The 12326-nt window shown below is 43.9% G+C and carries 5 protein-coding genes, 2 tRNA genes and 3 rRNA genes; 9 read left to right on the top strand and 1 reads right to left on the bottom strand.

Annotated features, from left to right (window positions below; translation table 11 throughout):
* Positions 1 to 118: 118 nt before the first annotated feature.
* The 3 genes from C3Y93_RS09735 (at position 119) to erpA (ending at position 2793) form a co-directional block, all read left to right on the top strand.
* Positions 119 to 1135: a putative solute-binding protein gene (locus C3Y93_RS09735; protein WP_004969750.1), complete on the top strand. Its 1017-nt coding sequence runs from the start codon at positions 119 to 121 to the stop codon at positions 1133 to 1135.
* Positions 1136 to 1316: 181 nt separating this feature from the next.
* On the top strand, positions 1317 to 2324 hold the full coding sequence (locus C3Y93_RS09730; RefSeq protein WP_104852777.1) for a putative solute-binding protein: 1008 nt from the start codon (positions 1317 to 1319) through the stop codon (positions 2322 to 2324).
* 133 nt (positions 2325 to 2457) lie between these two features.
* Entirely contained in the window at positions 2458 to 2793 is a 336-nt protein-coding gene (erpA, locus tag C3Y93_RS09725) for an iron-sulfur cluster insertion protein ErpA (RefSeq protein ID WP_104852776.1), read from the top strand.
* A gap of 131 nt (positions 2794 to 2924) precedes the next feature.
* Here the strand turns inward: erpA and C3Y93_RS09720 are convergent, their stop codons facing one another.
* A complete protein-coding gene (locus tag C3Y93_RS09720; protein ID WP_004969740.1) occupies positions 2925 to 4052 on the bottom strand; it encodes an anhydro-N-acetylmuramic acid kinase in 1128 nt (375 codons plus the stop codon).
* A 63-nt stretch (positions 4053 to 4115) separates the two neighbouring features.
* Between C3Y93_RS09720 and tyrS the strand changes: the two genes are divergently transcribed.
* The 6 genes from tyrS (at position 4116) to rrf (ending at position 12062) form a co-directional block, all read left to right on the top strand.
* Positions 4116 to 5348, top strand: a complete 1233-nt coding sequence (gene tyrS / locus C3Y93_RS09715; RefSeq protein WP_162495524.1) for a tyrosine--tRNA ligase — start codon at positions 4116 to 4118, stop codon at positions 5346 to 5348.
* A 1211-nt stretch (positions 5349 to 6559) separates the two neighbouring features.
* Positions 6560 to 8097, top strand: a 16S ribosomal RNA gene (locus C3Y93_RS09710).
* A gap of 59 nt (positions 8098 to 8156) precedes the next feature.
* A tRNA-Ile gene (locus tag C3Y93_RS09705) sits at positions 8157 to 8233 on the top strand.
* A 64-nt stretch (positions 8234 to 8297) separates the two neighbouring features.
* Positions 8298 to 8373 (top strand) — tRNA-Ala (locus C3Y93_RS09700).
* 489 nt (positions 8374 to 8862) lie between these two features.
* Positions 8863 to 11756 (top strand): 23S ribosomal RNA (locus C3Y93_RS09695).
* Between the two features lie 191 nt (positions 11757 to 11947).
* A 5S ribosomal RNA gene (gene rrf, locus C3Y93_RS09690) occupies positions 11948 to 12062 on the top strand.
* Together the 16S, 23S and 5S rRNA genes with 2 tRNA genes alongside form the textbook arrangement of a ribosomal RNA operon.
* The last annotated feature ends 264 nt before the right edge of the window (positions 12063 to 12326 follow it).

Raw genomic sequence — 12326 nt, 5'->3', positions numbered from 1 at the left:
GGCAGAATTGACAGATGAAATTCGAGTAAATGCTCTATTTTTTTAATTTGAACTTGCTTAATATTTGTTTCGTGTACGGACACTCAAAAATAAAAAAATCTGTAGAAGGATCGAAACAATGAAAAAAATATGGGTCAGCGCAACATTGACAGCATTCGCAGCGATCGGTTTCAGTGCTCAGGCGCAAGCAGCAAAAGTAGATGTATGTGTCTTTGACTTACTGGGTAAGTCAGGTGAATCTTTTCAGATGGCACAAGAGTGGGCGCTAGCAGCAAAAGGCTGGGGTGCAGAAGTCAATTTAATTCCACGTCAGGATGAAGCTGTCGCAGACAATGATTTTAAAGCAGGCAAATGTGATGGGGTATTTATGACCGCCATGCGTGCTCGCCAATACAATAAATTTGCAGGCTCGATTGATGCTTTAGGTGGTGCGCCAAGTAATGCGATTGCACAACGTGCCATCAGCTTTGCTTTAGATCAACGTAATGCAGCGAAAATGGTTACCAATTTAGGTGGCAAGAAATATGAAGTTGCGGGTATTTCACCTTTAGGTTCGGCCTTTATTTTTGTGCGCGACAAGAACATCAGCTCGATTGAAAAAGCAGCAGGGAAAAAGTTTGCGGTATTGGGCTATGACGATGCACAAAAAATTATGGTGCAGCGTGTAGGCGCGCAAGCCGTCATTTCTGATGTATCTAACTTTGTGGCGAAGTTTAACAATGGTCAGGTCGATATGGTCGGTGCGCCTGCCTATGCGTACAAACCTTTAGAAATCTACAAAGGTTTAGGCAATAACGGGGCAATGTTTAATTTCCCTGTATTACAAGTGACCGCAGACTTTGTGATTCGTCCTGAACAATTCCCTGCGGGCTTTGGGCAAAAATCACGAGATTGGTTTGTAAAAAATCTGCCTAAAGCGATGAGTATGATTAATCGTTTGGAAGGTGAGATTCCAGCCAAATATAAAATGAACTTGAGCGCAGAAGATAAAACCAAATATCAAAAAATGCTGCGTGATGGACGTATGGATATGACCAAACGCGGCATTTATGACCCTGCCATGATGAGTGTGTTAAAACGCGCTCGTTGTTCTGTCGAAAAAACCAATTTTGAATGTTCACTAGGTGGTGAATAGATTGATTTTTAATAAAAAAGCCTAGATCTCTAGGTTTTTTATAATGAAAGATTCGTCAATTGAGCCATATCAGCCAAAAAATCAAAATTCGCTAATCTGAGCTTGATAAAAGAACAGTGATACTAAATTGAAGGTTTGGATCAACTGTGCGCAGAAAAACAAAAAATGGAAGGAACTAGAAATGAAACAATGGACGCAAGCTTTATTATTTGGCGCAGGCTTATCTTTAGTCGCTAGTGCAGCGCAGGCCAAACAAGTGGTCTGTGTATTCGATTTGGTCGGTAAAAACGGTGATGTCTATAACTTAATGCAAGACTATCAATTGGCGGCCAAAAACTGGGGTGCAGAGATTGAGTTACGCGTAGGTCAAAACGAAGGCGTGATTGCAGAAGATTTTAAAGCAGGAAAATGTGATGGTATTAGTGTGACGGGCATGCGTGGTCGTCAATTTAACCATTTTACAGGCTCATTGGATGCAATTGGCGCGATTCCAGATTTAAAACTGGCAGTCAAAGTCATGCAAGGTTTGGCAAGTCCTGCTTTCGCTAAATATATGCGCAATGGTCAGTATGAAGTTGCAGGTGTCATTCCTGTGGGCGATGCCTTTTTGATGGTGAATGACCGCAGTATTAATAGTGTCGCCAAAGCCGCGGGGAAAAAAATTGCTGTTTTAGATTATGACCAAGCGCAAAAAATTATGGTACAGCAAATTGGTGCGCAAGCAGTCAGTGCCGATGTCACCAATTTTGGCAGTAAATTTAACAATGGTCAGGTCGATATTATTGGTGCGCCTGCTGCAGTATTCCGTCCTTTGGAACTACATAAAGGCTTAGGCACTAAAGGCGCGATTGTGAATTATCCAATTTTACAGGTCACGGGCAATATTATTATCCGCCCAGATAAATTCCCTGCAGGTTTTGGGCAAAAATCACGTGAATGGGTGAAAGGGCAGTTACCACGTGCCTTTGGTATTTTAGGCAAAATGAAAGCCGATATTCCTGCAAAATATTGGATGCAAGTGCCTGCAGCAGATCAACCGGGTTATCAAAAAATGATGCGTGAATCGCGGATTGATTTAACTAAACGTGGTGTTTATGACAAACGCATGATGAAATTATTGTGGCAATTCCGCTGTAAAGAAGCGCCAACCAATTTTGAATGTGGCTTGCAGGACGAAAATTACAAATAATTGGAGAATCTTGAGGTAATTACTCAGAATTCACTTTAATTCTGCATCACCGTCCCAATATTGAGTATGCTATACTTGATAAGTGGTCTTTTTGCAGAAAAGACATCTGAATTGTACCTGAGGAAAATCCATCATGAATGCCCAAGCACTTGAGCTCACCGACAACGCTGCTAAAAAAGTTCGCCAATTGCGTGACAGTGAAGGTAATCAAGACTTAATGCTACGTGTATATGTGACAGGTGGCGGTTGTTCAGGATTTTCTTATGGCTTTAACTTTGCGGAAAGCCAAAATGAAGATGATGCAGAATTTGTGAATGGCGATGTAAAAATGCTGGTCGATTCACTCAGCTATCAATATTTAGTTGGCTCGGTAGTGGACTATATTGAAAGCTTGGAAGGTTCGCGTTTTGTGGTACAAAACCCGAATGCAACCACGACTTGTGGTTGTGGTTCTTCATTCTCAATCTAAGTATGATTTAAATATTTTTGAGTATCAGCATCTGAAAAAGTAGATTGATGCACTCAAAATGATCAAAGCCTTTCCTATATAGAAGAGGAAAGGCTTTTTTGTTGCTACTGATCTGGTTTAAAAGTGCATCCTTAAACCAAAGTCATGGTACCTAAAATGCGATCACCTTTAGCCCCTGTGACCGCAGGTAAATTGCCACTTAATTGCTGACAAAAACGCATTGCCAACCAAGCAAAGGCGGTGGCTTCGACCCATGTTGGGTTTAGCCCTAAATCGGCTGTACTTTGTACAGTCCATTGATGTTTGCGCAAACGCCAGCGCAATTGCTCTAGCAAATAAGAATTATAGGCACCACCGCCACAGACATAGACTTCACCTGTATCCATGCCTGAACGATAAATGGCTTTTTTAATCGCGCGGGTGGTGAGCTTTAATAAAGTCGCTTGAATATTTTCAGGATTATCTTCCAGCTCGTCATATTCCACATCATTGCGCCAATCGGCAACCTGTTCATCTAGCCATTCCAAGTTAAAGTCTTCGCGCCCTGTACTTTTGGGTGGTTCTTTAGAGAAAAAAGCATGGGCTTGTAAACGATCTAACAAGCTGCGAATCGGATGTCCATACGCAGCCCAATTGCCATTTTCATCATAAGGTTGTCCTGTGTAACGCTCACACCAAGCATCCATTAAAATATTGGCAGGCCCTGTATCAAAACCCGATACTGCTTCGGGCTGTCCTGCAGGCAACAAACTGACATTGGCAATGCCGCCTAAATTTAAAATTACCCGATGAATACTCGGATGTTGGAATAAGTTTTGATGGAAAGCGGGCACTAACGGTGCGCCTTGTCCGCCTGCAGCCATGTCACGACGACGAAAATCTGAAATTACAGGAATTTGGGTGATTTCGGTGATGATGTTCGGATCACCAATTTGTAAAGTAAAAGCATGTTCAGGACGATGACGAATGGTCTGGCCATGCGAACCAATCGCTTTAATTTGAGATTTATCCAGTTTATTTTTTTCAATCAGGCTGTTAATACCATGTCCAATCATGGTGGCTAAAGCCACATCTGCTTTGCCCATGCGGTCAATTTCATTGTCACCTGGCAAAGTCAGTGCCATGAGTTCGTCACGTAAATCGGGATCAAACGGCAAAGTCAGGGTCGCGTGGAGTTGCAGTGGATCAAAAGAAGCAGCAACAAGATCGACACCATCCATACTTGTGCCCGTCATTACCCCAATATAGATCGCTGTCATGGTTATTCTATAGCCTGCAATATGCTGAAAAAGTGTTAGTATATCGCACAAATTGAATAACTGATGTGTTTGGATTTCGTGATGTCAAATTTCCTGCCGGCTGAAGAACAACTTGCTCTCATTCAACGAGGCACGCATGAAATTATTTCTGAAGAAGATCTTCTAAAGAAATTAAAAGAGAATCGTCCTTTAAAAATTAAGGCGGGGTTTGACCCGACTGCACCTGATTTACACTTGGGGCATACGGTATTAATCAATAAATTAAAAGTATTCCAAGACTTAGGTCACGAAGTATTTTTCTTGATTGGCGATTACACTGCCATGATTGGTGACCCAACAGGTAAAAGTGCTACACGTCCGCCGTTGTCACGTGAAAAAGTCTTGGAAAATGCCAAAACGTATCAGGAACAAGTTTTTAAAATTCTTGATCCAAATAAAACCAAAGTGGTGTTTAACTCTGAATGGTTTGCAACAAAAACTGCAGCAGACTTAATTCAGTTGGCATCGCAGCAAACCGTAGCGCGTATGTTGGAACGTGATGACTTCACCAAGCGTTATAACAACCAGCAACCGATTGCGATTCACGAATTTTTGTATCCGTTGGTACAAGGTTATGACTCGGTGGCATTACAAGCCGATGTAGAATTGGGCGGTACAGACCAGACCTTTAACTTGTTGATGGGACGTACCTTGCAAGGTCGTTATGATCAGGAAGCGCAAGTTTGTATTACTGTGCCAATTCTTGAAGGTTTAGATGGCGTGAATAAAATGTCTAAATCTTTAGGCAACTATATTGGCGTATTTGATGCACCGGGTGCGATGTATCAAAAAGTCTTGTCGATGCCTGATAGTCTGATTGAGCGCTATTTTGAGTTACTCAGCTTCAAGTCGATGGATGAAATTGAAATTTTGCTTAAAGAAATGGCAGAAGGTCGTAATCCGCAAGAAATCAAAAAGATTTTGGCACTCGAATTGGTTGAGCGTTTCCACGGCAGCGAAGCCGCAGCCAATGCCCATAAAGGTGCGGGTAATATTATTACCGAAGGTGAATTACCTGAAGGTACGCCAGAAGTAACGATTTCACGTGCTGAATTTGGTGGCGAATTATTTATTGCTTCTATTGTACGTGCTGCAGGTTTAACTAAAAATGCTGCGCAAGCCAAAGATGCTGTGGCACGTGGCGCAGTGAAAGTAGATTGGAATGTGGTCGATGCGGGTTTCTCGGTCAAAGAAAACGCAACACACATTATTCAGGCGGGCAAAAAAGCCATTGCCAAAGTCACATTTACGGACTAGGTCCATTCTAAGTGATTGAAATAAAAGCAGGCTTCGGTCTGCTTTTATTTTCTGTTTGGTATATTAATTATATGAATAAGTAAATTCAAAAAAAACCTTATAAAAACAACACTTAAATTTTGCCAAGTAGCTTGCATTTTTGCTCAGTTATGTATAAGATTTACCCATCTAGACACAGTGTACAAAACAGATCTAGAGGGTACTTATAACTATAGCTCCACAATTTACAAGTCCCTTCCCCAAGGGACTCTTTTTTTCGTATAACTATAATAATGATATATGGATCGCATATAGATTCAACTCCGAGGGAGAGATTTTGGGAGAGATCTCTTTCTTTTTTTTGCCTCTAGTTTTGTTGTGGTTTATATCTAAAGGTAAAATGTAAGATTACTTCTCTTTGTTTTATAAAAATATTCTTAAAACTTTAAGACCTAATTCAAATTTCAAAGCTACTTATATATGGTAAAACATCTTGTAAGTAGTGCATGTGGATGGCGCGATCTAAACTTGCCGAATAGAAGAGTAGGTTTGTCAACTTGAAGTCGGTAATGCAAATGCTAAGCATCAACTTTGAATTAACGGACAAAACCACCAAGCTGACATGAAATCAATGCTAGATGTACGCCGTATGTAGGAATATTATTTTGGATAATGCAAAAGCATTTTTAACTGAGATGTAAAATTTTTTAGATGTCGTAAGATGAAACGAATCATATACATTGGCAATCGTTGATTGCAGTCTTCAAAACTTGACCGATTTGAACCCATAAAAGTATGGATAAAAAAAGTCCTCTCTGCATTGTAGAGGAGAGTTTTTATTTAAATTTGATGAAAAAATAGCTAAAAAATTAAAAAACCAAGCATTTTTGTAGAAAAAAAATACATACGTGAAAAATATTCTAATTTGGGGCTTGCAAAGATTTTGAAATCCCCTAGAATGCACCCATCCCGACGCGAAACAGCCTACGAACTTAGCTTACAGGGTTAAGTTGTTAGAAGTGTTTTGCGTTAAAATTTCTGCTGACGAGGCAGAAATTGAGATCATTAAGAGATTATGAAGAACAACTTGTGTGGATTTTTACTGATTGATTGATCGAAGATATTTCATTGATCGATTGGTTTAAATTACTCGAAGTTTATTTGAGCGAAATTTAAGTCAGAAAATTGATGAGCCAGATTTGGAAGTTTAGATTAAAACTTCAAAATGATTTTAACTGAAGAGTTTGATCATGGCTCAGATTGAACGCTGGCGGCAGGCTTAACACATGCAAGTCGAGCGGGCGAGGTTACTTCGGTAACTGAGCTAGCGGCGGACGGGTGAGTAATGCTTAGGAATCTGCCTATTAGTGGGGGACAACATTCCGAAAGGGATGCTAATACCGCATACGTCCTACGGGAGAAAGCAGGGGCTCTTTATGACCTTGCGCTAATAGATGAGCCTAAGTCGGATTAGCTAGTTGGTGGGGTAAAGGCCTACCAAGGCGACGATCTGTAGCGGGTCTGAGAGGATGATCCGCCACACTGGGACTGAGACACGGCCCAGACTCCTACGGGAGGCAGCAGTGGGGAATATTGGACAATGGGGGGAACCCTGATCCAGCCATGCCGCGTGTGTGAAGAAGGCCTTTTGGTTGTAAAGCACTTTAAGCGAGGAGGAGGCTCTCTTGGTTAATACCTGAGAAGAGTGGACGTTACTCGCAGAATAAGCACCGGCTAACTCTGTGCCAGCAGCCGCGGTAATACAGAGGGTGCGAGCGTTAATCGGATTTACTGGGCGTAAAGCGCGCGTAGGTGGTTAATTAAGTCAAATGTGAAATCCCCGAGCTTAACTTGGGAATTGCATTCGATACTGGTTAGCTAGAGTATGGGAGAGGATGGTAGAATTCCAGGTGTAGCGGTGAAATGCGTAGAGATCTGGAGGAATACCGATGGCGAAGGCAGCCATCTGGCCTAATACTGACACTGAGGTGCGAAAGCATGGGGAGCAAACAGGATTAGATACCCTGGTAGTCCATGCCGTAAACGATGTCTACTAGCCGTTGGGGGATTTGATCCTTTAGTGGCGCAGCTAACGCGATAAGTAGACCGCCTGGGGAGTACGGTCGCAAGACTAAAACTCAAATGAATTGACGGGGGCCCGCACAAGCGGTGGAGCATGTGGTTTAATTCGATGCAACGCGAAGAACCTTACCTGGCCTTGACATAGTAGAAACTTTCCAGAGATGGATTGGTGCCTTCGGGAATCTACATACAGGTGCTGCATGGCTGTCGTCAGCTCGTGTCGTGAGATGTTGGGTTAAGTCCCGCAACGAGCGCAACCCTTTTCCTTACTTGCCAGCATTTCGGATGGGAACTTTAAGGATACTGCCAGTGACAAACTGGAGGAAGGCGGGGACGACGTCAAGTCATCATGGCCCTTACGGCCAGGGCTACACACGTGCTACAATGGTCGGTACAAAGGGTTGCTACACAGCGATGTGATGCTAATCTCAAAAAGCCGATCGTAGTCCGGATCGCAGTCTGCAACTCGACTGCGTGAAGTCGGAATCGCTAGTAATCGCGGATCAGAATGCCGCGGTGAATACGTTCCCGGGCCTTGTACACACCGCCCGTCACACCATGGGAGTTTGTTGCACCAGAAGTAGGTAGTCTAACCGCAAGGAGGACGCTTACCACGGTGTGGCCGATGACTGGGGTGAAGTCGTAACAAGGTAGCCGTAGGGGAACCTGCGGCTGGATCACCTCCTTAACGAAAGATTGACGATTGGTAAGAATCCACAACAAGTTGTTCTTCATTGATGTATCTGAGGGTCTGTAGCTCAGTTGGTTAGAGCACACGCTTGATAAGCGTGGGGTCACAAGTTCAAGTCTTGTCAGACCCACCACTACTGACGACGCAAGAGATTGCAGAGTAAACGGAAATCAGAAACATTGACTTATTGATAAGCTGGGGACTTAGCTTAGTTGGTAGAGCGCCTGCTTTGCACGCAGGAGGTCAGGAGTTCGACTCTCCTAGTCTCCACCAAATTTTAAGATCAGAAAACTTAAAGCACTGCTTTAAGGCTTTTCCTTAAAATTTAAGCAAACAGCTATGCTGTGCGCAGGCACACATATACTGGAGCTTTAAGCTAAAGATTGCAGAACTTAATAAAAGATCGAATGATTAGATTTGATGGTTTATTAAGTTCTGTGATTTAAATATCACAGTATTTAGTGCGATCTGACGAAGACGCATTAATTCATTAACAGATTGGCAAAAATTGAGTCTGAAATAAATTGTTCAACTCATTTAATTCAAGATTGACAGTAATGCTTCGGTGTTACGGTTTAATTACGAATTGAAATGAGAACTAGCAAATTAACTGAATCAAGCGTTTTGGTATATGAATTTAGATTGAAGCTGTACAGTGCTTAAGTGCACGAGACTTTGAACTGTAGATTAAATAAATCATTGATTATTTATTTAATTGTCTTAATCCTACTTGTAGGGATTAACGACTGTTTGGGGTTGTATAGTCAAGTAATTAAGTGCATGTGGTGGATGCCTTGGCAGTCAGAGGCGAAGAAAGACGTGATAGCCTGCGAAAAGCTCCGGGGAGGCGGCAAATATCCTTTGATCCGGAGATTTCTGAATGGGGAAACCCACCTACCTTAAGGTAGGTATCGTATGATGAATACATAGTCATACGAAGCGAACGCGGGGAAGTGAAACATCTCAGTACCCGTAGGAAAAGAAATCAATTGAGATTCCCTCAGTAGCGGCGAGCGAAAGGGGAAAAGCCCATTAAGTTATGTGTGTTTTAGTGGAATGCTCTGGGAAGTGCAACCATAGTGGGTGATAGTCCTGTACACGAAAGGGCACACATAATGATGACGAGTAGGGCGAGGCACGTGAAACCTTGTCTGAATATGGGGGGACCATCCTCCAAGGCTAAATACTCCTGACTGACCGATAGTGAACCAGTACCGTGAGGGAAAGGCGAAAAGAACCCCTGTGAGGGGAGTGAAATAGATCCTGAAACCGCATGCATACAAGCAGTGGGAGCCAACTTGTTTGGTGACTGCGTACCTTTTGTATAATGGGTCAGCGACTTATATTCAGTAGCGAGGTTAACCGAATAGGGGAGCCGTAGAGAAATCGAGTCTTAATAGGGCGTATAGTTGCTGGGTATAGACCCGAAACCGGGTGATCTATCCATGAGCAGGTTGAAGGTTGGGTAACACTAACTGGAGGACCGAACCCACTGTCGTTGAAAAGCCAGGGGATGACTTGTGGATAGGGGTGAAAGGCTAATCAAACTCGGTGATAGCTGGTTCTCCCCGAAAGCTATTTAGGTAGCGCCTCGGACGAATACCATTGGGGGTAGAGCACTGTTTCGGCTAGGGGGTCATCCCGACTTACCAAACCGATGCAAACTCCGAATACCAATGAGTACTATCCGGGAGACAGACTGCGGGTGCTAACGTCCGTAGTCAAGAGGAAAACAATCCAGACCGCCAGCTAAGGCCCCAAAATCATAGTTAAGTGGGAAACGATGTGGGAAGGCATAGACAGCTAGGAGGTTGGCTTAGAAGCAGCCACCCTTTAAAGAAAGCGTAATAGCTCACTAGTCGAGTCGGCCTGCGCGGAAGATGTAACGGGGCTAAAACTATGTGCCGAAGCTGCGGATGCATAATTTATTATGCGTGGTAGGGGAGCGTTCTGTAAGCCGAAGAAGGTGGATTGAGAAGTCTGCTGGAGGTATCAGAAGTGCGAATGCTGACGTGAGTAACGACAAAACGGGTGAAAAACCCGTTCGCTGAAAGACCAAGGGTTCCAGTCCAACGTTAATCGGGGCTGGGTGAGTCGACCCCTAAGGCGAGGCCGAGAGGCGTAGTCGATGGGAAATTGGTTAATATTCCAATACTTCAGTGTAATGCGATGAGAGGACGGAGAAGGTTAAGTCAGCCTGGCGTTGGTTGTCCAGGTGAAAGGAAGTAGGCATGCATCTTAGGCAAATCCGGGGTGCTCTATGCTGAGATCTGATAGCAAGCTGTACTTGTACAGTGAAGTGGCTGATACCCTGCTTCCAGGAAAAGTCTCTAAGCTTCAGTTACACTGGAATCGTACCCGAAACCGACACAGGTGGTCAGGTCGAGTAGACCAAAGCGCTTGAGAGAACTCTGCTGAAGGAACTAGGCAAAATGGTACCGTAACTTCGGGAGAAGGTACGCTGTTGATGGTGATAGGACTCGCTCCTTGAGCTGTCGACAGCCTCAGAAACCAGGCCGCTGCAACTGTTTATTAAAAACATAGCACTCTGCAAACACGAAAGTGGACGTATAGGGTGTGATGCCTGCCCGGTGCTGGAAGGTTAATTGATGGGGTTAGCGTAAGCGAAGCTCTTGATCGAAGCCCCAGTAAACGGCGGCCGTAACTATAACGGTCCTAAGGTAGCGAAATTCCTTGTCGGGTAAGTTCCGACCTGCACGAATGGCATAATGATGGCGGCGCTGTCTCCAGCAGAGGCTCAGTGAAATCGAATTCGCCGTGAAGATGCGGTGTACCCGCGGCTAGACGGAAAGACCCCGTGAACCTTTACTGCAGCTTGACATTGAACTTTGACCTTACTTGTGTAGGATAGGTGGGAGGCTTTGAAACTTGGACGCTAGTCCGAGTGGAGCCGTCCTTGAAATACCACCCTGGTAATGTTGAGGTTCTAACTCTGTCCCGTTATCCGGGACGAGGACCATGTCTGGTGGGTAGTTTGACTGGGGCGGTCTCCTCCTAAAGAGTAACGGAGGAGTACGAAGGTGCGCTCAGCGTGGTCGGAAATCACGCGTAGAGTATAAAGGCAAAAGCGCGCTTAACTGCGAGACCCACAAGTCGAGCAGGTACGAAAGTAGGTCTTAGTGATCCGGTGGTTCTGTATGGAAGGGCCATCGCTCAACGGATAAAAGGTACTCTGGGGATAACAGGCTGATACCGCCCAAGAGTTCATATCGACGGCGGTGTTTGGCACCTCGATGTCGGCTCATCTCATCCTGGGGCTGAAGCAGGTCCCAAGGGTATGGCTGTTCGCCATTTAAAGAGGTACGCGAGCTGGGTTTAGAACGTCGTGAGACAGTTCGGTCCCTATCTACCGTGGGCGCTGGAAATTTGAGAGGATCTGCTCCTAGTACGAGAGGACCAGAGTGGACGAACCTCTGGTGTACCGGTTGTGACGCCAGTCGCATCGCCGGGTAGCTATGTTCGGAAGGGATAACCGCTGAAAGCATCTAAGCGGGAAGCCTACCTCAAGATAAGATTTCCCCGAGGCTTTATGCCTCCTAAAGAGCCGTTGAAGACTACGACGTTGATAGGTTGGATGTGGAAGCATAGCGATATGTGAAGCTGACCAATACTAATTGCTCGTGAGGCTTGACTATACAACACCCAAACAGTTGGGGTTGTATGCTCAATCGATTCAAATCCAATCAGTCAATTCAGACTGATCTTGATTTAGTTAACGCTAAACAATAAAATTCAGACCCAATACAGCCCAATCTGTTACAGATTCGGAAAACGCAGTGCATCACCATCGTGAATAAGACCAATGCAAGTCTCCGTAAACAGTTGTGCTGGCGACAATAGCAAGAGTGAACCACCTGATCCCTTCCCGAACTCAGAAGTGAAACCTCTTCGCGCTGATGGTAGTGTGGGGTTACCCATGTGAGAGTAAGTCATCGCCAGCTCATTATTCTAAACACCCTCAACTAGCGTTGGGGGTGTTTTTTTATGCAAAAAGAAAATATTAAGAAGAAAAGTAGAAGAAAGAAGTTTAAAACAATATATTTACAATAATAAATTATGTGAAAAATATAGCATATATCAAAATATCATAAATTACTGCAAGTCTATTTGGTCGAATTTATCTACAACTTTAGTCTAGGTTTTTAAGAAAATTAACCAGAGTTAAGTTTTTGCTGTAGACAAAAAGTGAATATTGATTCATTTTA

This window comes from Acinetobacter sp. SWBY1 (assembly GCF_002946595.1).
In the GTDB taxonomy this organism is placed as follows: domain Bacteria; phylum Pseudomonadota; class Gammaproteobacteria; order Pseudomonadales; family Moraxellaceae; genus Acinetobacter; species Acinetobacter towneri.
The sequence above is the reverse complement of the archived record's forward strand: the minus strand, read 5'-3'. Positions and strand labels throughout refer to the sequence as shown.